General features: G+C 28.7%; 18 protein-coding genes and 1 tRNA gene. 12 read left to right on the top strand and 7 right to left on the bottom strand.

Annotated features, from left to right (window positions below):
* Positions 1–47: 47 nt before the first annotated feature.
* Positions 48–120, bottom strand: a tRNA-Phe gene (locus tag ACPKM0_RS00595).
* A 242-nt stretch (positions 121–362) separates the two neighbouring features.
* On the opposite strand from ACPKM0_RS00595, the gene ACPKM0_RS00590 reads away from it, so the two are divergent.
* From ACPKM0_RS00590 to ACPKM0_RS00570, 5 genes are all read left to right on the top strand, one after another.
* Positions 363–1,298, top strand: coding sequence for a DNA-processing protein DprA (locus ACPKM0_RS00590; RefSeq protein ID WP_472472856.1), 936 nt, complete (start codon positions 363–365; stop codon positions 1,296–1,298).
* Between the two features lie 91 nt (positions 1,299–1,389).
* The gene (locus ACPKM0_RS00585) at positions 1,390–3,189 is read left to right on the top strand and encodes an alanine--tRNA ligase (protein WP_472472855.1); all 1,800 of its coding nucleotides are present in this window, start codon (positions 1,390–1,392) and stop codon (positions 3,187–3,189) included.
* Between the two features lie 611 nt (positions 3,190–3,800).
* Positions 3,801–4,940: a betaine/proline/choline family ABC transporter ATP-binding protein gene (locus tag ACPKM0_RS00580; protein ID WP_472472854.1), complete on the top strand. Its 1,140-nt coding sequence runs from the start codon at positions 3,801–3,803 to the stop codon at positions 4,938–4,940.
* A gap of 1 nt (position 4,941) precedes the next feature.
* Entirely contained in the window at positions 4,942–5,571 is a 630-nt protein-coding gene (locus ACPKM0_RS00575; protein ID WP_472472853.1) for an ABC transporter permease, read from the top strand.
* A gap of 20 nt (positions 5,572–5,591) precedes the next feature.
* Complete coding sequence (locus ACPKM0_RS00570) at positions 5,592–6,473, top strand: ABC transporter substrate-binding protein (protein WP_472472852.1); 882 nt, start codon at positions 5,592–5,594, stop codon at positions 6,471–6,473.
* A 96-nt stretch (positions 6,474–6,569) separates the two neighbouring features.
* Here ACPKM0_RS00570 and ftsH read toward each other — a convergent pair whose 3' ends face one another.
* The 3 genes from ftsH to rlmN all read right to left on the bottom strand — a co-directional run bounded on the left by ftsH (position 6,570) and on the right by rlmN (position 10,071).
* The gene (ftsH, locus tag ACPKM0_RS00565) at positions 6,570–8,429 is read right to left on the bottom strand and encodes an ATP-dependent zinc metalloprotease FtsH (RefSeq protein WP_472472851.1); all 1,860 of its coding nucleotides are present in this window, start codon (positions 8,427–8,429) and stop codon (positions 6,570–6,572) included.
* Between the two features lie 68 nt (positions 8,430–8,497).
* A complete protein-coding gene (locus ACPKM0_RS00560; protein WP_472472850.1) occupies positions 8,498–9,046 on the bottom strand; it encodes a DUF3267 domain-containing protein in 549 nt (182 codons plus the stop codon).
* Positions 9,046–10,071 (bottom strand): dual-specificity RNA methyltransferase RlmN, encoded by a 1,026-nt coding sequence (gene rlmN, locus ACPKM0_RS00555; RefSeq protein ID WP_472472849.1) that lies wholly within the window; start codon positions 10,069–10,071, stop codon positions 9,046–9,048. Before rlmN ends, ACPKM0_RS00560 begins: the two co-directional genes overlap by 1 nt.
* 262 nt (positions 10,072–10,333) lie before the next feature.
* On the opposite strand from rlmN, the gene ACPKM0_RS00550 reads away from it, so the two are divergent.
* Positions 10,334–10,816 carry a hypothetical protein gene (locus ACPKM0_RS00550; RefSeq protein WP_472472848.1) on the top strand — a complete coding sequence of 161 codons (483 nt, stop codon included), beginning with the start codon at positions 10,334–10,336 and terminating at the stop codon, positions 10,814–10,816.
* Positions 10,817–10,847: 31 nt separating this feature from the next.
* Here the strand turns inward: ACPKM0_RS00550 and hflX are convergent, their stop codons facing one another.
* Positions 10,848–12,143, bottom strand: coding sequence for a GTPase HflX (gene hflX, locus ACPKM0_RS00545; protein WP_472472847.1), 1,296 nt, complete (start codon positions 12,141–12,143; stop codon positions 10,848–10,850).
* Between the two features lie 107 nt (positions 12,144–12,250).
* Here hflX and ychF point away from each other — a divergent pair, with 107 nt between their 5' ends.
* A complete protein-coding gene (ychF, locus tag ACPKM0_RS00540) occupies positions 12,251–13,357 on the top strand; it encodes a redox-regulated ATPase YchF (protein WP_472472846.1) in 1,107 nt (368 codons plus the stop codon).
* A gap of 92 nt (positions 13,358–13,449) precedes the next feature.
* Here the strand turns inward: ychF and ACPKM0_RS00535 are convergent, their stop codons facing one another.
* Positions 13,450–14,157: a hypothetical protein gene (locus tag ACPKM0_RS00535; protein WP_472472845.1), complete on the bottom strand. Its 708-nt coding sequence runs from the start codon at positions 14,155–14,157 to the stop codon at positions 13,450–13,452.
* A 353-nt stretch (positions 14,158–14,510) separates the two neighbouring features.
* Here ACPKM0_RS00535 and topA point away from each other — a divergent pair, with 353 nt between their 5' ends.
* Positions 14,511–17,063, top strand: coding sequence for a type I DNA topoisomerase (topA, locus tag ACPKM0_RS00530; protein WP_472472844.1), 2,553 nt, complete (start codon positions 14,511–14,513; stop codon positions 17,061–17,063).
* An 87-nt stretch (positions 17,064–17,150) separates the two neighbouring features.
* A complete protein-coding gene (locus ACPKM0_RS00525) occupies positions 17,151–18,200 on the top strand; it encodes a PIN domain-containing protein (RefSeq protein WP_472472843.1) in 1,050 nt (349 codons plus the stop codon).
* A gap of 69 nt (positions 18,201–18,269) precedes the next feature.
* Here ACPKM0_RS00525 and ACPKM0_RS00520 read toward each other — a convergent pair whose 3' ends face one another.
* Entirely contained in the window at positions 18,270–19,487 is a 1,218-nt protein-coding gene (locus ACPKM0_RS00520) for an aminopeptidase (RefSeq protein ID WP_472472842.1), read from the bottom strand.
* Positions 19,488–19,703: 216 nt separating this feature from the next.
* Here ACPKM0_RS00520 and ACPKM0_RS00515 point away from each other — a divergent pair, with 216 nt between their 5' ends.
* The 3 genes from ACPKM0_RS00515 (at position 19,704) to mglC (ending at position 23,334) form a co-directional block, all read left to right on the top strand.
* Positions 19,704–20,720: a galactose ABC transporter substrate-binding protein gene (locus ACPKM0_RS00515; RefSeq protein ID WP_472472841.1), complete on the top strand. Its 1,017-nt coding sequence runs from the start codon at positions 19,704–19,706 to the stop codon at positions 20,718–20,720.
* 72 nt (positions 20,721–20,792) lie between these two features.
* Positions 20,793–22,298, top strand: coding sequence for a sugar ABC transporter ATP-binding protein (locus ACPKM0_RS00510; protein ID WP_472472840.1), 1,506 nt, complete (start codon positions 20,793–20,795; stop codon positions 22,296–22,298).
* Between the two features lie 13 nt (positions 22,299–22,311).
* On the top strand, positions 22,312–23,334 hold the full coding sequence (gene mglC / locus ACPKM0_RS00505) for a galactose/methyl galactoside ABC transporter permease MglC (RefSeq protein WP_472472839.1): 1,023 nt from the start codon (positions 22,312–22,314) through the stop codon (positions 23,332–23,334).
* Positions 23,335–23,347 lie beyond the last annotated feature (13 nt).

Raw genomic sequence — 23,347 nt, 5'->3', positions numbered from 1 at the left:
GAAAAAGGACAAAAAAAATACAGAAACAAATTAGTTTCTGTATTAGTTGCCGCCTCCAGGAATTGAACCAGGGACACAAGGATTTTCAGTCCTTTGCTCTACCAACTGAGCTAAAGCGGCGTTAACGATGTTGTTTATACACTGTAGAGAATTTATTGTCAACACCTTTATAAAAAAAAAGTTATTTTTTGAGAAAAAAAGTGTTTTATTTAACATTTTTTGATATTTTCATGTAATTGTTCAAAAAAAAAGTTTTTTTATTTAAGCCTAATAATAATTATATTTATAAAGATTTTTATAGAAGAAAAATAATTTTAGTAAAATTGTTGTAAATGTAATAATTGATATGCTAATCTTTGTTTATGAATCGTGATAATTTGATACAAGCTATAAATTGGGAAACAATTTTAAATATATATAATAAAGATTATGATAAAGCCTGTGAAGTATGGAATAAATATAGGCATATGTTTTTATTTGAAATAAGTAGCGAATTTACATTATGGGCCTCTAAATTAAAAGTTTCTATAAATGATTTATATAGAGAATATAATAAAGTAAAAGATAGTTTTAATGACTTTGATAAGGAGGTAAAAATATTAATATATGGAGATCCTGATTGGCCAAATCAAATTAATGACTTACCATATCCAACCAAAGTATTATATTGTAAAGGCAATGTTTCTTTATTAAAAAAGAAAAATGTTTCAATAATAGGATCTAAAGCTCCAAAAAGAGAAAATGTTGAAAAATTAGATAAAATAATCTCTAATTTAATCAAAGAAGAAATTCTAGTAACTAGTGGATTGTCTCTAGGGACTCAAGGGCATGCTGCTGTAAAGAGTCTATCTAATTTTTCTCCTGTAATAGCGGTTTTAGCAACACCTTTAAATGTTTATTATCCAAAAGGTCATAAACAAATTCAAGATTATATAGCTAAAGAGGGTGGTGTTGTTGTAACTAGAGTTGCACCTGGTGATACAAATTTAAAATGGAATATTCTGCTTAGAAATAGATTGATGTGTGAATTATCTACAGCTATCTTTGTTTTAGAAGAAGTAGATGGGGGTGGGGCAATTCAATTAGCAGATTATGCACTATCTCGTGAAAGAAAAGTGTTGTTTTTAAGTGCCCTTAAAAAAAATGAGTCAATTACATGGCCAAAAAAATTGATTGAACATGGTGCTAAAACAATTAGATATCCAAGTGAATTGCCAAAAGTAATTAATAATAATATTCTAAAAAAAGTAGAGAATAATATAAAGAGAGAAGAAGTAAAGCAATTAACGTTATTTTAATAGTATTAATTTTTTAATATATAGCGGTTTATTAAAGAAATAATTGATTAAAATCTTGACTAAATATTGCTCAAAATTTACTATCAATGGTATGGAAAAACAACTAACAGCAAACGCATTAAGAAAAAAATTTATAGATTTCTTTGTATCAAAAGACCACAAACAAATCAGTGGTGCTTCATTGATACCTGAAAATGATCCAACAGTATTATTTACAACTGCTGGAATGCATCCACTAGTTCCTTACATATTAGGAGCAGAGCATCCATCTGGAAATAAATTATGTGATTATCAAAAATGTATTAGAACAGGTGATATTGATGCAGTAGGTGACCCTCATCATTTAACTTTCTTTGAAATGTTGGGTAACTGGTCATTAGGAAGTTATTTTAAAAAAGAAGCTATTGATTTCAGTTTTGATTTTTTGACAAAAGAATTAAATATTGATCCTGAAAAACTATCAGTAACTGTTTTTGCTGGTGATGATTTAGTACCTCGTGATGATGTTTCTGCTGAAGAGTGGAAAAAAAGAGGAATTCCAGAAGAAAGAATTTATTTCTTACCAAAAAAAGATAACTGGTGGGGACCTGCTGGTGAAACAGGACCTTGTGGACCAGATAGTGAAATGTTTATTGATACTGGCCGTGAAAAATGTAGTGAAGATTGTAAACCAGGTTGTTCTTGTGGTAAATACTTTGAGATTTGGAATGATGTTTTCATGGGTTATAAGAAACTAGAAGATGGTTCTTATGTTGAAATGGATAGAAAATGTGTAGATACCGGAATGGGTATTGAAAGAACAATTGCTATTCTTCAAGGTAAAAAGAATGTTTATGAAACTGAAGTGTTTACTCCTATCATTGAAGGTATAGAAAAATTATCTAATGTTAAGTATGGCGATAATGATGATACTGATGTTTCTATTCGTATCGTAGCCGACCATATTAGAACAAGTTGTTTTATTTTAGGTGACCAAAGAGGCTTAGCTCCATCTAATGTAGGCCAAGGTTATATTCTAAGAAGATTAATAAGACGTGCAATTAGACATGGAAGAAAAATTGGTATAGAAGGTGTATTCTTAGGTGAATTAGCTACAATTGTTTTAGATTTATATAATGAAGCTTATCCAGAATTATTAGATAATAAAAACTTTATATTTACAGAATTAGCTCAAGAGGAAGATAAATTTAGCAAAACTTTACAAAAGGGTGAAAAAGAATTCATGAAAATGATTCCTAATATTCTAAAAGGTAAAGCTAAAATGATTCCAGGTAGAATGGCATTTAAATTGTATGATACTTATGGATTTCCTATTGAATTAACAAAAGAACTTGCTGCAGAAAATGGTTTAACTGTTGATGAAGATGGTTTTAAAAAAGCTTTTGAAAAACATCAAAGTCAAAGTAGAAGTGGTTCTGAACAAAAGTTCAAAGGTGGTCTAGCAGATCACAGTGAAAAAACAACAGCATTACATACTGCAACTCATATGCTTCATAAAGCATTAAGAACAGTGTTAGGTGATCATGTTGGACAAAAAGGTTCTAATATTACTGTTGAAAGATTAAGATTTGACTTTACTCATCCTGAAAAAGTAAGTAAAGAAGATTTGAAAAAAGTTGAAGATATTGTAAATAGTGAAATAGAAAAGAATCTTGATGTTGTCTGTGAAACAATGACATTAGAAGAAGCTAAAGAAAAAGGTGCTATTGCTTTCTTTGATAGTAAATATGGTGAACAAGTTAAAGTTTATTCTATAGGTGATTTTTCTAAAGAAGTTTGTGGTGGTCCTCATGTTTCTAATACTAAAGAAATGGGTCGTTTTAAAATATTAAAAGAACAATCCTCTTCTGCTGGAGTTAGAAGGATAAAAGCTGTATTAATCAAAGATTAATAAAAAATACTATAATAATAATTTACTGCTGTATTTGATATATATTATCATTAATTTACAGCAGTTTTTTATTTCTTTTTTATTGTTACAATTTTTAATAAATTAAAAAAATCCCTAAAATGTCTTTCCATTATTGTTTAATAAAGTTTTTATATGTGTTAGTATTTAAAAAGAGTTGAGTAGATTTACCTCTTTTTAACTCAATATTAATATAACTGTTTATTATTTAATTATATTACTCTTTATAATAAGATTAATATTTATTTTTTTGTATTTTATATACATTCTTTTTTGATTAAATAGTTATTAATTTATATTAATTTTTTATAAGATATGAAAATAAAAAATTAAACTTAAAAAAAACTAAAAATAAAAATTTATTTCAAATTTAAATTTCGCGAATAATGAATTCAATTGCGTTTAATTTATTTGGTTTTTTTCAACTAAGAAATTATTTAGGAGGCTGTTTTGATTGATTTAAAAAGCTTCAAATTTCGTTCAATCTATATTGAAGGAATCGCATTCGAAAAACAAATTTTTTTGATCAAAAATATTCTACATGATACCTAAATTTGCAAAAGTTAGAATAAAAAAGTATTGAGGAGAATAAAATGATTCAGTTAAAGAATATTGTAAAAACTTATGATGGAAAGACAAAGGTTATAGATGACCTTGATTTAACTATAAATGATGGCGAGTTTATGGTTTTAGTTGGTGAAAGTGGTTGTGGAAAGACAACTACTATGCAAATGATTAATCGCTTAGTAGATCCTACTTCAGGTGAAATATATATCGATGGTGAAGATATAACAAAAGTTGATAAAATTCAATTAAGAAGAAGAATAGGATATGTAATTCAACAAATTGGTTTGTTCCCTCATTGGACAATAGGTCAAAATGTTGTAGCTGTTTTAGGTTTAACCTCTAAAGACGAAGAGAAAAATTTAAAAGTAGCTAGAGATTTATTAGATAAAGTTGATTTGGATCCAGATATTTATCTTTCTAGATATCCAAAAGAATTATCTGGTGGACAACTTCAAAGAGTAGGTGTTGCAAGAGCTCTTGCTAATGATCCTGATATAATATTAATGGATGAACCTTTTTCTGCATTAGATCCAATAACTAGAGAACAATTGCAAGACGAAGTTGTTCGAATTCATGATGAATTAGGTAAAACTATTATTTTTGTAACTCATGATATAGATGAGGCAATAAAAGTTGGCGATAGAATTGCTGTAATGCAAGAAGGTAAAATCGTTCAATGTGATAGTGCCGAAGAAATATTAAAAAATCCTATAAATGATTTTGTATTAAATTTTGTTGGAAAAAATAGATTATGGAAAACTCCTGATATGCTTAGTGCTGAAGATGTTATGATTAAAAAATTTCCTACAATTTCTAAAACTCGTTCAGTTGCACAAGCTATTGAAAGAATGGCAACAAAAGAAACAACTATGCTATGTGTAGTAGAGCCAATGAAAAAAGAAAAGAAAAAATTACTTGGATTAGTTGGTGCCAATAGGTTTGTTGGTATTTCAGAACATAATACAAAAATGATGGATATTATGAAGACAAATTTTGTCTCAGTATCTCCTGAAACAAGTTTAACAGATGTTATTAATATTAGGAATGAAAAAGGTCTTAAATATATTCCTGTAGTAGATGATGAAGGGTGTTTATGTGGAATAATCTCAAATACAAGTATTTTAAATGTATTGAGTCAAATAATGCCAGGAACGGAGGACTATTAAGATGATTGAATTTTTAACAAATAATTGGGCCTTAATAATAGAGAAGTCATTAGAACATGTTAGCTTATCATTTACTGCTGTAATATTAGCATGTGTAGTTGGAATTCCTGTCGGTTTTTCAATTGTGAATCATGAAAAAGCAGCTAAAATTGTTATTGGTGTTGCTAACATAATACAAACTATTCCATCTTTAGCTATGTTTGCTTTTGCAATGCCTATTTTTGGTATAGGAACAAAACCCGCTGTATTTGCTTTATTCTTATACGCATTATTACCTATAGTAAAAAACTCATTAATTGGTATTAAAAATGTTGATCCTGGAATAATTAAAGCTGCAACTGGTATGGGTATGACTAAAACGCAGATAATGTTTAAAGTCGAAGTCCCTTTAGCTATTTCGGTAATAATGGGTGGTGTTAGAATTGCTGCTGTTACATGTATTGGTATTACAACAATTGCAACACTTATTGCTGCTGGAGGATTAGGAGATTTGATTTATAGAGGATTAAGTACCTTTAACCAACCTATGATATTTACTGGAGCAATTTTATCAGCTGTTCTAGCATTAATTGTAGATTTTTTATTAGGTTTAGTTGAAAAAGCATTAACTTCTAAAGGGTTAAGAGATTAAAAAGTAGGAGAAGAAAATATATGAAAAATAAAAACAAAATTATATTAGTTACAATAATGGCAATTGCATCTTTATTTACAAGTTGTAATTCATCAAGTGATAAAATTACTGTTGTTCATAAGAATTATACAGAACAGAGAATTGTTGGTGAAGCAATTGGAATCTTTTTAGAGTCAAAGGGTTTTGAAACAGAAGTTAAAGAGCTTGGTGGAACATTACTTTGTTTTAATGCAATTAAAAATGGTGATGCTGATATGTATTGTGAATATACAGGTTCTGCTTATGGATCAATTTTCAATCAAACAGATAATATTGGACCTGAAGCAACATATAATTATGTTAAAGAAAGATGTGAAGAAGAGTATGGAATTACTTGGTTAGGCCCTCTAGGCTTTAATGATACATATGTTTTTTCAACAACTCAAGAATTAGTTGATAAGTATAACCTTGAAACAATTTCTGATTTAGCACCTATTGCTGATCAATTAGTTTTAGGAGGAGATCAAGAATTCCCTGTTAGAGAAGGTGATGGTTTACCAGCTGTTGTTAGAACTTATGGATTTGAATTTAAAGAATATAAGGGTATGGATCAAGGTTTAACAACTCAAGCTTTAATCGAAGGTCAAATTGATATTAATACATATTATTCAACTGATGGAAGAATAGCAAAATATGGTTTTGTTAATTTAGTTGATGATAAAAATGTTTTCCCTCCATATTATGTAACACCAATTATGAAAACTGAATATGCTGATGAGCATCCTGAAGTTGTTGAAGCTCTAAATGAACTAACTAATAAATTCACAGAATCTGATATGCAAAAATATAATTTAATGGTAGATGAAGGTGGAAGTGTAAAAGATGCTGCAACTAAAATGCTTAGTGATAAAGGGCTAATTTAAGACTTTTATTATATTAAGATAATACCTTATGACTATAAAATAATACCTCCAAAGTAGATATAAACTACTTTAGAGGTATTTTTATTTTAATAATAATTATTGAGTAATTTCTTTTTTCCCGTTAATAAAGATATCCATAAACTGTTCACCATCGATGGTTTCCATTTTATATAAATATTCTGATATTTCGTGAAGCTTGTTAATGTTTTCTGTTAATAAGTTTTTAGCTTTTTCATACTGTTTACTTACTAATTCAGTAACCATTTTATCAATCTTAGAACTAGTATTTTCACTACAAATTAATGAAGAATCTCCTCCTAAATATTGTGATCCTTGAGCTTCGAAAGCAACCATTCCAAATTCATCACTCATACCATATCTAGTTATCATTGCTCTTGCTAATTTGGTAGCTTGTTCAATATCATTACTAGCGCCAGTAGTGATTGAATTAAAAACAATGTCTTCTGCTGCACGACCACCAGTAAATATTGCAATTTTATTAGCTAATTCTTCTTTACTTAATAAATTCTTTTCTTCTTCATCTACTTGCATAGTAAAACCTAATGCACCAGAGGTTCTTGGGATAATAGTAATCTTCGAAACAGGTGCTGTATTAGTTTGTAATGCTGCAACAAGTGCATGGCCAACTTCATGATATGCTACTATTAATTTTTCTTTGTCGTTTAGAACTTTGTTTTTCTTTTTATAGCCTGCTGCAACAACTTCAATACTTTCTACTAAGTCAGTTTGAATGACTTTAGATCTTCTATTTCTAACAGCGATTAGAGCAGCTTCATTAATAATGTTTGCTAAATCAGCACCGCTCATTCCTGCTGCAGCTCTAGCAATATCATGATAGTTAACATTGTTTGCAACTTTTATATTTTGTGCATGAACTTTAAGTATTTCTTCACGGCCAATAACATCTGGCAATTCAACAGGAATTCTTCTATCAAATCTTCCTGGTCTAAGTAATGCTGGATCTAAAGTTTCAGGTCTATTGGTTGCTGCTAATAGGATAATTCCTTTAGTGCTATCAAATCCATCCATTTCGGTTAAAAGTTGATTAAGTGTTTGTTCTCTTTCATCATTTCCACCTTGTGGAGAGGTTGTTCTTTTTTTACCAATTGCATCAATTTCATCAATAAATATTATACAAGGAGCTTTTTTTGCAGCTTCTTTAAATAAGTCTCTAACTTTTGCTGCTCCCATACCGACAAACATTTCAACAAATTCTGAACCAGAAATAGAGAAGAAAGGGACATTAGCTTCTCCTGCAACAGCTTTTGCTAATAAGGTTTTTCCTGTTCCTGGAGGTCCAACTAATAAAGCTCCTTTTGGTATTTTTGCACCAATTTGAGTATATTTTTCAGGTTTGTGTAGAAAATCAACAATTTCGGTTAATAAATCTTTTGCTTCATCTTCTCCTGCTACATCTTTGAATTTTATTCCAGTTTCACTTGGTACATATCGCTTTGCATTACTTTTACCGAAAGACATAGATCCCATAAAAGGGTTACCACCGGATTCAGAATTAGCCATTCTTTTTTGAAAATATCTGCCTAGCAGATAAATAACGAAGAAAGGTAATAGCCAAGATAGTAGCATAGTTACTAAAGGAGAAGCTTCTGTTGGAGCGACCCTTCCAAATTCGCAACCAGATGCATATAATCTGTTTACTAAATCTGGATCTTGGAATGTTGTAGTTGTATATACTTGGTCATAACTATTATTAGCCGTAAAGTATATATTATTGTCATTTATTTCAACTTTGCTAATAGTTTTATTATCTAACATTGTTAAAAATGTTCCGTAATCAACTTCTTGATATTGAGCTTGGTTCATATATGGGACAACGAACATATTTACTAATAAAATTGCCGCCAACATTATTAAATAAAACCGAATAATAGGTCTATTATTCTTATTATTAGTTTTATTGTTGTTATTTGCCATGAATACCTCCATATTTACAAACAATGTATAAAAGGTATTTATTTTAACTATAATCGGCAAGTTTTGTTTTATGTTTTTTTGTAGAAGTGCATGATTTCGCCAGAATCATTTATTAAGATATTGTCAGGACATAATAGGGTAATGATGGTCATATATATATCTCCTATAGATCCTGAAGCACTTAAGGCTAGAATTAAGAGTATTGAATTATAGTATTCAAGAGGTAAGGAATAAAGTAAAATAAATAATAAAAAAGATAAAATTATTAGTGGAGCAATAGCTATTATGATATAAGAATACTTATCAAAATACCGATCTTTAGCACCTGCACTAGCATAGAAGAATGAAATCTTATATTTGGCTCTTTTTTTAGAAAACAGCCAAATAAAAATTCCGTGTATCAGTTCATGAATAATTATTGATAAATATATTCCAATTGCTAAAACTATAAAACTTCGAATAGAAAAAAGAGGGCAACTATTAATTTTAAAAGTTGAAAAAATAATTAATGATACTAAAATTACAAAAAGATTAAATAAAATTAAATACTTTTTCTTGTTAAGATCTATTGTTTTATATATTTGATATTCTTTTGGTAATTCATAAAATGCTTTCATTATTTATTCTTTCTAGTTTTTGTTGCTAATTGGCCGCAGGCACCATTAACATCTCTACCTCTAGTAAATCTTCTAGCATATCTGATATTGAATTTGTCTAAATATGATGTAAATTTATTTATTTCTTCATTAGTTGGTGTTTTATAAGGTAATTCAGCAGCGGGATTCCAAGGGATCAAATTTACTACTGCATCAAGTCCATTATAAAAACTTGCTAATTTTTTAGCCGCATTTAAATCACAATTAAGTCCACTAAGCATACAATATTCTAAAGTAAATCTAGAACCACATTTGTTTTGGTAATGTAATAAGCTTTGCTTTAATTTTTGTAAGTTATAAGTATTATTAATTGGCATAATTTCATTTCTTAATGGATTGTCTGCACTAACTAATGATACTGCTAATTTAACATTAAGATTTTGTTCTGTTAGTTTATTAATACCACTTACAACACCACAGGTGCTGATTGTAATTCTTCTTAAGCTAATATAGAAAGCATCTTCTCTATGGAAGAAATTAATTGAATCTAAAACAGGTGCAAAATTCGCTAATGGTTCTCCCATACCCATATATACAATATGTGTAATATTGCCAAGTTTTCGAAGATGTACAAATTGTTCTATAATTTCAGATGAACTTAAATTCCTAATTAAGCCCATAGTTCCTGTTCTACAAAACTTGCATCCCATAGCACAGCCAACTTGAGATGAAATACATGCTGTCTTTCTATCATTTTTATCAACAAGCATTACACTTTCGATAATAGAACCATCACTTAGCTCTATTGCTAGCTTAGTGGCACCAGTATCGTCGATTTGTGTATCTATAACTTTTGAAGATATTGCACTTTTATACTTTTTAGTTAATTTTTCTCTAAGTGCTTTTGAGAGATTTGTCATTTCATCAAAATTATATACACCTTTAATTAACCATTGATATATTTGTTTAGCTTGGAATTTTTTTTCTAAATTTAATAATTCAAAAATTTCATTACTGTTTAATCCATAAAGAGATTTATTTACCATATCATTTCCTCTGAATGTACTATATATATAAAATAAAAAAATAAAAAGAGATAAAATCACTAAATAGAGCAAAAACTTATGTCAAAAATTACAAAAGCTTATTACACAATTTAATAAAGATGTGAGTTACTTAACAAAAAAAATACATAAAAAATATATTTTTAAAACTAAAATATTTTTGTAATTTAATATTTTCTCTATTCAAGTATACTTTTATTTGGTATAATGCGTAAAAGATATAAAATTAATTAAGGAGAATGCTATGAAAAAAAGAATTTTGACAATTGTTGCATTGATGGTATTGGTTGTGGCTCCTACTTTTGCTAAAAGTTCAGACATGAGTGCTGGTTTAGCTTTGGGAACAATAAATGGTGTAGGATTTAAATATAATGTAGATAGAGATCTTACAGTAGGTGGTACATTAGGTTTTGATATTATTGGAGATAAAACTCTTAATGCTGAAGGTTTTGCAGTTTATAATGTAAGTGAATTTTCAATTGAAAAAGAAGATTTTGATGTAAATGCGGGTGGAGGATTATCATTCAATATCCCATTAAGTGGTGGAGCTTTTAGTATTTCAGCTTTAGCTATGGGTGAAGTTTCTTATAGCTTTGAAGGTGATTTACCTATCGATGTATTATTCCGTGTTGAACCAGGTTTAGCATTAGCATTTACAGGTTCTAGCGTAGATCCTAGTTTTGTTATTCAAGCTTCATTACAAGGTCTATATAGATTTGATATGTAAATTTTATAATTTATTAATATTAAAACAGCTCTCAATTGAGAGTTGTTTTTTTATAATTCTTTAATTCACCTAAATATCTATCTTTTACTTTTGCTTGAAGCAATATATATTCTTCTTCATATCTTATATCTAATACTAAAGAATTTCTTTTAGCATAATATATTAAATCATGTCGATTTAATGGAATTTCAAAAAGTGTTATTATTTCATCCTTTTCATATGTTTGCTCTATAGTTTCTAATAATTTATTAATATTAATTTCTTTTTTTACGCTTGTTTCTATAATTTTTGGCTCTATAGTTTTTAATCTAACACAATCAAATTCATTTCTTTCTAGATCACATTTGTTTAACATTATAATAGTAGGTTTATTTTCGCAACCTAATTCTTTAAGTGTATCAATGGTTGTTTGATAACATCCCATAAGATTTGGGTGAGAGCGATCTAAGACTATCAAAATTACATCCGCATAGTTTACTTCTTCAAGTGTTGAATTGAAGGCTTCAATTAAATTATGAGGTAAATTACTAACAAAGCCTACAGTATCAATAAATATCATTTCTCTATGGCTAGGCATTTTAATCTTTTTACTAGTAGTATCTAAGGTTGCAAAAAGTTTATTCTCAACAAAAATTTCAGATTTTGATAAGTATTTTAATAAAGAACTTTTTCCACTATTTGTATAACCTACGATAGCTACAGTTGGAACATTAGAGTTAATTCTATTTTTTCTTTGTGTATCTCTTATTTTTTTTACTTTTTCTAACTCTTTTTTCAAACGAGTTATTCTATTTAAAACTAGTCTTCTATCAATTTCTAATTGAGTTTCACCTTCCCCCTTAGTTGTTTTTGTTCCACCTCTTTGCCTTGATAGGTTTGTCCAAGCTCTAGTTAATCTAGGAAGAGAATATTCAAGTTTTGCTAATTCAACTTGAAGAGTTGCTTCTTTTGTATAAGCTCTATCACTAAATATTTGTAAAATAACTTCACGTCTATCGATTACACAAACATTTAATTCTTTTTCCAAGTTTCTTTGAATATTTGGCGATAAATCAGTTTCAAAGATAAATAGATCAATTTCATTTTCTTCTGCTATTTCTTTTAATTCAATGACTTTGCCTTTTCCTATATATGTATGACTATTTTCTTTTTTTAAAGGAACTATAATTGAATCTATAACTTCAACGTTCATAGTTGTTGCTAATGATATTAATTCTTCTCTTCTTAAAAGAGGAGACTCTGTGTTTTTATAATTATTAATTATTATAATAATTGCTTTTTTTAATTTAATATTTGTATTTACTTCTATTGTTTTTGTTTTTGCCAATATTTTATTTATCCTTTTTTATAGTATTTAGATTACTCATGGTTTATTAAGTTGTCAATCTATGATATATTCAAGCGTCAGAACTTATCTAAGTGAGGTATAATTTTATGAGTTTAAATTGTGGTATAGTAGGTCTTCCTAATGTAGGTAAATCAACTATTTTTTCAGCTTTAACAAGTGCACCAGCTGAATCAGCTAACTATCCATTTTGTACAATTGATCCTAATGTTGGGATTGTTAATGTTCCAGATCCACGTCTTGATAAAATTGTTGAATTAATTCCCCCTGCAAAAATAATTCCTGCTACTTTTGAATTTGTAGATATTGCAGGATTAGTTGAAGGTGCTTCTAAAGGCGAAGGTTTAGGAAATAGATTCTTAGCTTCTATAAGGGAAGTTGGTGTTTTAGCACATGTTGTTAGATGTTTTGATAATGAAGATATCATTCATGTTAATAATAAAATAGATCCTATTGGAGATATTTCAACTATTAATATTGAATTAGCCTTTTCAGATTTAGATACTGTTGAAAAACGTTATGCAAAAATGGCTAAAATGGGTCGAATTAATAAAGAACAACAAAAGATTAATACAAAAGTATTGCCAATATTAGAGAAATTGAAAGATTGTCTTAGTGAAGGAAAATTGGCAAGAACATTAAATCTTGATGAAGAAGAATTAGAAGCAATTAGTGATTTACACCTTATTACATTAAAACCTGTAATTTATGTTTGTAATGTAGATGAAGATAATCTTGAAGAAGATAATGAATATGTAAAAATTGTTAGAGAAGTTGCTAAAGAAGAAGATTCGGAAGTTGTTGTTATCTGTGGAAAAATTGAAGCAGAAATTGCTGAAATGGAAGATGAAGCAGATAAAAAAGAATTTTTAGAAGCTTTAGGTTTAGAAGAATCAGGATTAAACTCATTAATTAGAAGTGCTTATCATACTTTAGGAATGAGAACTTTCTTCACAGCTGGTAGTGATGAAGATAGAGCATGGACTTTTAAAGCAGGTTATAAGGCTCCTCAAGCTGCAGGTGTTATTCATACAGATTTTGAAAAAGGTTTTATTAAAGCAGAAGTTTATAATTGTGATGACTTATTTGAATTGGGTAGTGAGCAAAAAGTTAAAGAAAAAGGAAAACTTAGAATGGAAGGAAAAGAGTATATTGTTCAAGATGGGGACATTATGCATTTTAGATTCAATGTTTAAATTTATTTAAAAATATAATGATAATAAAGGCTATACATTTTTGTATAGCCTCTTTTGTCATTAAATAATAAGTAATTACTAAATCTAATTATTTACCATTCTAATTCAAATTCTAAAGGTTCTGCGAGTAATAAGAAGTCTATTAGAGGGAAACTGTATTGAAAAAGTGTACTAGAAATTTTTTGGCCACCAGAATAACTAACAATTGGACTTGGTGTCTCAAAGTTTAATGTTATTACTGAATTTCTAATAGCATCAGGACCTTCTTCTCCTAACATAAAACTAATCATTTCTAAATAGTCATCTTCAGTTAGTCCTTCATTATATTCAGGTCCAAAAGGTTCAAAATTAGGATCCGCTAAGAAAGGAATTGCTTTTGTTAATTGTGAATAATTATCTAAATCTAAATAAAAGTTAAGTTTATTATCATTTACAACCATTATAGTTTGATTTTCTGTTTCACCTAAATCAGAAATTAGAGTAGAGAGGGAAGTATAATCAAAATATCCTTCGTAACTATTTTTCCCAACTTTTGTAAATAATACATTAGTTGTTGTATCATTTTTAGTTAATTTATTAGCTGTATCATCTATAGCTAAATCCATAATAGGTTTATTATTATCATCTGTTGAAAATTCAGAGAAGTCATTTAAAACAGTTATAAAAAAATCTTCAACGCTAATTTCTATTTGAGAACTTCCACTTTCATCTTCATTAATGGATAAATCTTCTGTAACTACACAACCGATAAGAAATGGGAAAGTAATCATTAGAAATAAAATATATTTTTTGAAATTCACTAAGTGCTCCTACATCATAATTCTCTATAATACATTATAGTACACAATATTATAAAAGGATTAAGGGTTCAAGGGTTTTATATATCTCTTCATAAATATAACAAGTATACTTAATATTGATTACAAATAATATTAATAAATAGTAATTTGATTATTTTTTTAAATAGTGTAATATATATAAATGAATATTTTCTATATATATGTTAACTATTTTAAGTTAAAACTAATAGTTTTTTATATCTATATAATTTATTCTGCTAAGATATTAGGTATAGCGTTGACAAAAATAGAATCCCTTTTTATAACTTTTATAATATAGACAATTTTTGAATTTGCTATTGATGGAGGATTGAATGCAAGATTTGGATGACCAGAAAACGTTAATTATCGTTGAGTCGCCTACTAAAGCTAAGACAATAAAAAAATTTTTACCTGCTAATTGTACAGTTGTTGCAAGTAATGGACATATTCGAGATTTAGATTCTGATAAAAATGCGGTTGATGTTGAAAATAACTTTAAACCACATTATATAATACCAAGTGAAAAGAAAGCTTTGGTCAAATCACTGAAAGAAGAATTAAAAAAATCTGAATATTTATTATTGGCAACTGATGAAGATAGGGAAGGAGAAAGTATTTCTTGGCATTTATTGCAAGTCCTAAAACCAAAAGTTGATTATAAAAGAATGGTATTTCATGAAATAACTAATAAAGCTATTAAGAACGCTTTAAATTCTGGTAGAGATTTGGATGTTGATATGGTCCATGCTCAAGAAGCTAGAAGAATTATTGATAGATTATTTGGTTATGATGTTTCATCGATTGTTGGTCAAAAATTATCCTCAAGAAAGTTAAGTGCAGGTAGAGTTCAATCTCCTGGATTAATGTTAACAGTAGAAAGAGAAAAAGAAAGAATTTCATATATAAAGAGTATCTATTTTGATGCAAAAGCAAAATTTAATACTAGCGAAGGAAAATTTGAAGCAAAACTAGTAGAATATAATAATAAAAATTTGGCTTCAAGTAAAAGTTTTGATTCTACAACTGGTAAATATAAAAACGATAATACTTTATTATTAGATGAAAAAAGTATTGATGATATTATAAAGGATATTGAAAATGGTCCTTTTACTGTTAATGATATTATCAGTAAACCAATTAGTTCAAAGCCAACTGCACCTTTTATTACAAGCACATTACAACAAGAAGCAATCAAGAAGTTGCATTTTAGTTCTAAAGAAACTATGAGAGTAGCTCAAAGATTATATGAAAATGGTTTAATAACATATATGAGAACTGATAGTCCATTTTTAAGCCAAGAAGGTATCAATGGTGCTAGGACTAGTGTTCAAGAGCTATATGGGGAAGAGTATCTTTCAAAAGAAGTAAGACAGTTTAAAGCTAAAAATGCTGAAGCTCAAGAAGCACATGAAGCGATTAGACCATCAGGTGAAAAGTTTGTTTCTCCAAAGAACTCAGGATTAACTGGAAAAGAATTATCTCTTTATTCTTTGATTTGGGCTAGAACTTTAGCAAGTCAAATGGCTGAAGCAAAGAAAAGAATTACTACTATAAAAATACAATCTAATGGGGCTATCTTTAGTGCAAGTGGTACCCAAATAATCTTCCCAGGTTATTTGAGGGCCTATGTTGAAGCTAAAGATGATCCAGAAGCAGCTTTAGATGATAAAGAAACATTGTTACCAAAAGTAGAGAAAGGTGAAGAGTTAGAATTAAATGAATTAATTAGTCAAAAACACGAAACTAAACCACCTGCAAGATATACTGAAGCAAGTCTAGTTAGAGAATTAGAGCAAAAAGGAATTGGTAGACCTTCAACTTATGCATCAATTATAGATACTCTATTAAACAGACAGTATTTAGTAAAAGAAGGCAGTGCTTTAGTTCCAACTTTTGTTGGATTCGCTGTTTGCCAATATCTTAGTAATTCTTTCCCAAAATATGTTGATTATGATTTTACTAGATTATTAGAAGCTGATTTAGATGACATAGCAAATCATAAGATTGAAAAAACAAAACTATTAAAAGATTTTTATCTCGGTGAAAAAGGTTTACAATCTAGAGTAAAAGAAGAAAAAAGTAAAAAGGATAAAGTTGTTGCTAAAACATTAATTCTTCCTCAGATTGATGAAGCTAATCCTATAATGATAGGCCCTTATGGTCCATATGTATTAGGAAAAGTGGTTAATGATAAACAAGAGTATATAAATCTTCCAAAAGAAATGTTACCAGGAACTGTTACTGATGAAGAGGTAAAAGCTTTAATAAAAAAAGGAAAAGTTAAAAATGAACCTATTTTATTAGGCGAAGATGATAATAATAATGAAATTTATTTATGTTCAGGTAGATTTGGGCCATATTGGCAAATAGGGAAAGATTCAGCTAATAAACCAAAAAGAGCAAGTATTCCTTCTTGGTACCAAAAAGAAGAGACGGCTCAAAAAGATTTAACAATAGCTAAGAAATATTTATCCCTTCCTCGAGAATTAGGAAAAGATGAAAATGGGCAAACTATTTTTGCAATGAAAGGAAAATATGGTCCTTATTTAAATTGCGGTGATTTAAATGTTAATTTGAATAAAAGAGACCATGATGAACAATTATTTTCTGTTACTTTAGAAGAAGCTTTAGATTTGATTAAAAACGGCTCAACAAAAGGTTCTAAAAAGAAATCAGCAGCAAAAACTGCATTAAAAGATTTTGGAGAATTTAATGGTGAAAGTGTTAAACTTCATGTTGGTCGTTATGGATATTATTTAAAACAAGGAAAGACAAATATTCCAATAGATGATGAAAAAGCAAGATCAGATGAAGACTTAGCGATGAATTTATCGAAAGAGATAATTGAACAATCTCTTAAGAAAAAGAAATCTAAAGGTAAGTAAAGTATATAGGCTGTGTTTTTTAACACAGCTTTATTTATTATTGCTTTTTTGTAAAGTGATAGTATATTGTTATATAAAGGGATATAAATGGATAAAAAGAATTCTAATCAAAGAAATAATCAAAATATAATTGATAAACTATCTAAAGAAATAAATATAGAAAGCTATAAAATTGAAAAATGTTGTTCTAAATTTTCTATAGATTTAAAAGATCCTTATTTTATAAAGCGATATTTATTAGTAAAAGATGTAGTTTGTTCTTACTATGGTGTTTTAGATAGTTACATAAGATCTGATGAAAATCGTATTGAATTGGATAATGAAATAAAGAGATATGATGAAATATATGTAGATACAGCTCCCATTATTCATGAAGATTGGTTTCTCTTTTTTATAGCAAATGTTATTCCACATTTAAGGCGTAGGCGTAAGAAACTTGTTGTATTAGAAAAAACAATGGAAGAAATGTATGGCATTTCTCATAATGAAGAAAAAGATTTTGAAGTTAGACTTCGAGCAAAGGTAAGACCTTATTTATTACAAGATTTGGCAAAAAAAGGTTTTTTGAGAAAAATAGATACTGGAAGCAAAGGTATTGCTGATGACCATCTAATTAATATATTAAGAAGAAGAGGAAAAACCCATAATATATTATTAATTACTCAAGATAGATATTTAAGTGAACGAGTTGTAGAAGTTGGTGAAAACTTAAATAAAAATATAGAAATTCCACACCATACTCCTTTTGATAGAATAATTCATTGGAAAAAAGTTGATGAAGATATAGTTAAGAAAGTAGTTGTCTGTGAACTTTTAAAAAATGGTGATTTATTAAGATTATATATTTGTCAGCATTGTGGTGATAGCTATTATGATAAATTATATGATTGTGGTGGTTTTGTTCTTTGTTCAAGTTGCTATTATGAAATAGAAGAAAAGAAGCAAAAATTTAAAGTAAAAAAAGAACTTCAAGATAAAAAGAGATTAAAAGAACTTAAAGAAATAGAAGAAAAAAGGGATTTAGAAGAGAATATAAATACTGTTGGAAATCTTATTAAGAAAAAGCAACAACGATTTACTTTGATTGTAATAATTATTTTAGTTATATTAACGTTGGTTTCTTATTTTTTGATATAAATAAAGGCTGTTTAAAATGATATGGTAAATATCAAAATAACAGCCTTTAATATATCTAATTATTATTTATTAAAATGTAAATTCACCATTTTTATAAATTTGTATTTCTTGATCATCATAAGTTGTTGCATAAATATTTAAATCAGATGAACCAATCATAAAATCAGTATGAACTCTTGAAGTGTTACATCCATAACTTTCTAATTTTTCTTTAGAATCTAGAGTCTCTTCTGTTTTAAGACACACTGGGTAACCTGCTCCAATTGCTATATGGCATGAAGCATTTTCATCATAAAGAATAGTATTAAATACTTCTCCACTTTGAGCAATAGGAGTTCTTTCATCTACTAAAGCAACTTCACCTAAATAGCAAGCATTTTCATCACTTTTTAAATATTGATCTAATGCTTCTTGGCCTTCTTTAGCTTCACATTTAACAACTTTTCCATCTTTGAATTCAAATCTAATGTCATTACATAAGGTTTGTAAAACTGAAACAGGTCTAGTAGTTGTTACATATCCATTTACACATAATTTATCTGGAACGCTAAAATGTTCGAAAGTAGGGATGTTAACAAATAATGGTTTTCCATTACATTCATCACTTCCACCTAACCAAATAGCTTCTTTTCTAAGCGAAATTGTTAAATCAGTAATTGGGCTTACATAATGAAGGGTCTTGATTTTTAGATTATTTAAATAGTCATTCCCTTTTCTAAATTCAATGTCAAAATCTTGCCAAGCTTTTACAGGATCATCTTTATCTAGTAATAATATTTTACTTAATAAGTCTCTCATATCATCTGTTGAAGAATTTAGAACTTGTTTTGCCCATTTTTTCATAGGATAACATACAATACACCATGGAATTTGGAAATTCATTCTTCCTTCTCTACCTGTAAGAGTTAATGCGGATTTAGCTTTAGTGTATTCTGCTAATTTATCTTTATTTGTCTTATTTAAGACAGTATTATTCTCAGTATCACTAATAGCTAAGAAAGCCCATTTTTCGTTTGATCTTTCTTTATCTTGAGCTTCTAAATATTTAGGTAATTTTGAAATCTGGTCAATATCTTGGTATTTACATCTTGCTTTAATTAATTTAGCATCTGCTAAATCTATTTCAACATTTACTGCTCCTTTTTTATAAGCATCAATTGCTATTTTTGAAGCAAAATTATAATAATCTGGAGCACATCTAATTACTAAACTCATACCTTCTTCAAATTGAAGACCGAGTTCTAGAATAAGTTTAGAATATAAATTATCAAAATGGTTTTTTGTCATAAAAAACTCCTCATTTTAGTCATTATCAATAGAGTATTACTTTTATTCTAATAATTCAATTAAAAAGAAATATATAAAATGTAATATTTATTTAAAATTATTTGTTATATAATTAATAATCTAAAAAATTTTAATAAAGTGCTAAAAATTTTCTATGTTTTTATTAAATAAACAATGTAAGAATAATTACAGTAGAATTCCAAAGGAGGAAGATTTATGAAAAAATTAACAATAGGATTATTGTTATCTCTTGTTTTAGTTAGCCCTATGTTTGCTAATGGTCAAAGTGAAAGTGGAAGTGATGAACTTGAAATTGGATGTGCAATCTATAAATTTGATGACACATTTATGACAAATACTCGTAATGCATTTGCAGATGCTGCTGTAGGTAAAGCTAAGGTTAACATTGTTGACTCAATGAATGTACAAGCTACACAAAACGAAAAAGTAGACTTATTTATTACACAAGGTGTAGATGCTTTAGCATTAAATCCTGTAGATAGAGCTGCTGCTGGTGTTGAAATTGAAAAAGCAAAAGCTGCTGATATTCCTGTAGTATTCTTTAATAGACAACCTTTTGATGAAGATATGGCAAAATGGGAAAAAGTTTATTATGTAGGTGCTAAAGCTGAAGAATCTGGAACTATGAGTGGTCAAATTGTTGCTGATTATTGGAAAGCTCATCCAGAAGCAGATAAGAATGGCGATGGTGTATTACAATATGTAATGATTAAGGGTGAACCTGGCCACCAAGATGCTGAATTAAGAACTGAATATTCAATCAAATGTTTAGAAGATAATGGAATTGCTGTTGAAAAACTAGCTGAAGATACAGGTATGTGGGACCGTGTTAAAGGTCAAGAAAAAATGGCTGCTTTCTTAACTTCTAAAGGTGATGCAATTGAAGCAGTATTCGCTAATAACGATGATATGGCATTAGGTGCAATTGAAGCTCTTAAAGCTGCAGGTTATTTCTCAGGCGATAAATTCATGCCAGTTGTTGGTGTTGATGCTACAGCTCCTGCTCTTCAAGCATTAAAAGAAGGTACATTATTAGGTACAGTATTAAATGATGCTGTTAACCAAGGTACAGCTACTTTCAATATCGCTTATGAATTAGCACAAGGTAATACTCCTACTGCTGACTCTATTGGTTATGAAATTACTGATGGTAGATATGTTTGGGTTCCTTATCAAATGGTAACTTCAGATAACTACGAAGATTTCATGTAGAGTATAGAATTGATAAATTAGGCTCTAGGCTGGGAAACCTTCCTAGAGCTGTTTTCATAAAAAGGATCTAAGATGGATTATATTTTAGAAATGAATAATGTAACAAAGACTTTTCCAGGTGTAAAAGCGCTTGACGATGTTACATTAAAAGTAAGACCTGGAACTGTACATGCTCTCATGGGAGAAAATGGTGCTGGTAAATCAACATTAATGAAATGTTTATTTGGTCTTTATAAAATGGACTCAGGAAATATTATTTATAATGGTTCACCGGTTCAAATAAATGATGCAAAAGAAGCTTTACATCTTGGTATTTCAATGATTCACCAAGAACTTCATACAAATCCTCATAGAAGTGTAATGGAAAATGTTTGGCTTGGTAGATTCCCAAAAGTTGGTGGAGCAAAATCTCCTTTTGTAGATCATAAAAAAATGTATAAGGATACAGAAGCTCTATTAAAAAGTTTAAATCTTGGTATGAAACCTACGGATTTATTAAGAAGTTTATCTGTATCACATGCTCAAAGTGTAGAAATTGCAAAAGCTGTTTCTTATGATTCGAAAATTATTATTATGGATGAACCAAGTTCTTCATTAACTGAAACTGAAGTTGCTCATCTATTTGGAATTATAAATGGATTAAGAGATAGGGGTGTCTCAATAATATATATTTCTCATAAGATGGAAGAGATTCTTCAAATATCAGATGATGTTACAATAATGAGAGACGGCCAATATGTAGGAACTTGGGAAGCTAAAGATTTAACAACAGATTTAATAATCAAGAAAATGGTTGGTCGAGATTTAACAAATAGATTCCCTGAAAGAAATCCAAAAATTAGTGATGAATTATTAAGAGTTGAAAATTATACTTCTCCTAATCCTTTATCATTTAAAGATGTTTCTTTTACATTAAAGAAAGGTGAAATTTTAGGTATTGGAGGGCTTGTTGGAGCTCAAAGAACTGAAGTTATGGAATCTATCTATGGTATGAGAGTTCATACTACAGGTAGCCTTTATTTAAGAGGTGAAGAAATAACTATTAATAAGCCTAGAGATGCAATGAATAAAGGAATGGCTTTATTAACTGAAGAAAGGAGAAGAACTGGTATTTTCCCTTTACTTTCTGTTAAAGAAAACTTGTTAATTGCCAATTTAAAAGATTATGTTAAAAATGGTTTATTATCTAATGATGGTATGGAAAGTGATAGTGTTAAACAAATTGAAAAATTAAGAATCAAAACACCTAATACTAAAACTTTAATTAGATCACTCTCCGGTGGTAATCAACAAAAAGTTCTTTTTGCTAGATGGTTATTAACTCAACCAGATATTTTAATTTTGGATGAACCAACAAGAGGAATCGATGTTGGTGCAAAATATGAAATATATGTCTTGATGAAAGAAATAGCAGAACAAGGAAAAGGTGTAATTATGATTAGCTCTGAAATGCCAGAATTAATTGGTATGACAGATAGAATTGTTGTTATGAGTGAAGGCCGTGTTGCAGGCACAGTAAATAGTAGTGAAACTAATCAAGAAGAAATAATGACACTTGCAACAAAATATGTTGGTTAGGGAGTAAATGAAAATGGAAAAATTAGCAAAGAAAAATAGCCTTTCTAAAGGCGATATAAAATCTGTTTTAATGGATAAAGCTATATTAATTGTATTAGTTGTATTAATTGTAGTAATTGCAATAATTAATCCAAGAATTTTAAGTTTTAGAGTTTTAAGAGATATCTTAATGCAAAGTTCAACAAAAATAATTATTGCATTAGGAATGATGCTTGTTATTTTAATTGGTGGTGTTGATTTAGGTGCTTCAAGACTTGTTGGTATGTCTGCAGTTGTTTCAGCTTCCCTTTTACAAACACAAGATTATGTTAGACGTTTTTATCCTGAAATGGGTAATTTACCAATTATTGTTCCTATTTTATTGGCAGTTGTAATTGGTGCAATTTGGGGTGTTTTAAATGGTGTGGTTGTTGCAAAATTCCAAGTTCCAGCTTTTATTGCAACATTAGGATCTATGCTTATTATTTATGGTGTTAACTCAATATATTTTAATATGCCTCCTAATAGTTCACAACCTATTGGTGGATTAAGAAGTGATTTTACTTTCTTAGGTTCTGGTTCGATAGGTCCAATTCCTATAATTGTTATATTTGCTCTCGCAGCTATAATATTTATGTGGGTTCTATTAAATAAAACTGTTTTTGGTAAAAACATTTATGCTGTTGGTGGTAATAAAGAAGCAGCTATTGTTTCTGGTATTAATATTACTGGTATTATCATTGGTTTGTTTGTAGTTTGTGATTCATTAATTGCTTTTGGTGGTGTATTAGAAGCTGCAAGAACTGGTGGAGCTACAAATAACTATGGTGTAGGATATGAACTTGATGCTATCGCATCTTGTGTTGTTGGTGGTGTATCAGTAACCGGTGGTGTTGGTAAAGTCAGTGGTGTTATTACTGGTGTATTAATTTTCACAATTATTAACTATGGTTTAACTTTTATTGGGGTTAATCCTTATTGGCAAAATATTATTAAAGGTATGATTATTGTTTCTGCAGTTGCATTTGATATTCAAAAATACGTACAAAAGAAATAATTATATAAATAAC

The sequence above is a fragment of the Pleomorphochaeta sp. genome (assembly GCF_050031695.1).
In the GTDB taxonomy this organism is placed as follows: Bacteria; Spirochaetota; Spirochaetia; order Sphaerochaetales; family Sphaerochaetaceae; genus Pleomorphochaeta.
The sequence above is the reverse complement of the archived record's forward strand: the minus strand, read 5'-3'. Positions and strand labels throughout refer to the sequence as shown.

Excerpts from the sequence above, each read along its gene's own strand:
- ACPKM0_RS00580 (WP_472472854.1), top strand. The coding sequence starts at position 3,801 with ATGATTCAGTTAAAGAATATTGTAAAAACTTATGATGGAAAGACAAAG.
- ACPKM0_RS00560 (WP_472472850.1), bottom strand. The coding sequence starts at position 9,046 with ATGAAAGCATTTTATGAATTACCAAAAGAATATCAAATATATAAAACA.
- ACPKM0_RS00575 (WP_472472853.1), top strand. The coding sequence starts at position 4,942 with ATGATTGAATTTTTAACAAATAATTGGGCCTTAATAATAGAGAAGTCA.
- ACPKM0_RS00515 (WP_472472841.1), top strand. The coding sequence starts at position 19,704 with ATGAAAAAATTAACAATAGGATTATTGTTATCTCTTGTTTTAGTTAGC.
- ACPKM0_RS00550 (WP_472472848.1), top strand. The coding sequence starts at position 10,334 with ATGAAAAAAAGAATTTTGACAATTGTTGCATTGATGGTATTGGTTGTG.
- ACPKM0_RS00520 (WP_472472842.1), bottom strand. The coding sequence starts at position 19,487 with ATGACAAAAAACCATTTTGATAATTTATATTCTAAACTTATTCTAGAA.
- ACPKM0_RS00585 (WP_472472855.1), top strand. The coding sequence starts at position 1,390 with ATGGAAAAACAACTAACAGCAAACGCATTAAGAAAAAAATTTATAGAT.
- ychF (WP_472472846.1), top strand. The coding sequence starts at position 12,251 with ATGAGTTTAAATTGTGGTATAGTAGGTCTTCCTAATGTAGGTAAATCA.
- rlmN (WP_472472849.1), bottom strand. The coding sequence starts at position 10,071 with ATGGTAAATAAATCTCTTTATGGATTAAACAGTAATGAAATTTTTGAA.
- ACPKM0_RS00570 (WP_472472852.1), top strand. The coding sequence starts at position 5,592 with ATGAAAAATAAAAACAAAATTATATTAGTTACAATAATGGCAATTGCA.
- ACPKM0_RS00510 (WP_472472840.1), top strand. The coding sequence starts at position 20,793 with ATGGATTATATTTTAGAAATGAATAATGTAACAAAGACTTTTCCAGGT.
- topA (WP_472472844.1), top strand. The coding sequence starts at position 14,511 with ATGCAAGATTTGGATGACCAGAAAACGTTAATTATCGTTGAGTCGCCT.
- ACPKM0_RS00590 (WP_472472856.1), top strand. The coding sequence starts at position 363 with ATGAATCGTGATAATTTGATACAAGCTATAAATTGGGAAACAATTTTA.
- ACPKM0_RS00525 (WP_472472843.1), top strand. The coding sequence starts at position 17,151 with ATGGATAAAAAGAATTCTAATCAAAGAAATAATCAAAATATAATTGAT.
- mglC (WP_472472839.1), top strand. The coding sequence starts at position 22,312 with ATGGAAAAATTAGCAAAGAAAAATAGCCTTTCTAAAGGCGATATAAAA.
- ftsH (WP_472472851.1), bottom strand. The coding sequence starts at position 8,429 with ATGGCAAATAACAACAATAAAACTAATAATAAGAATAATAGACCTATT.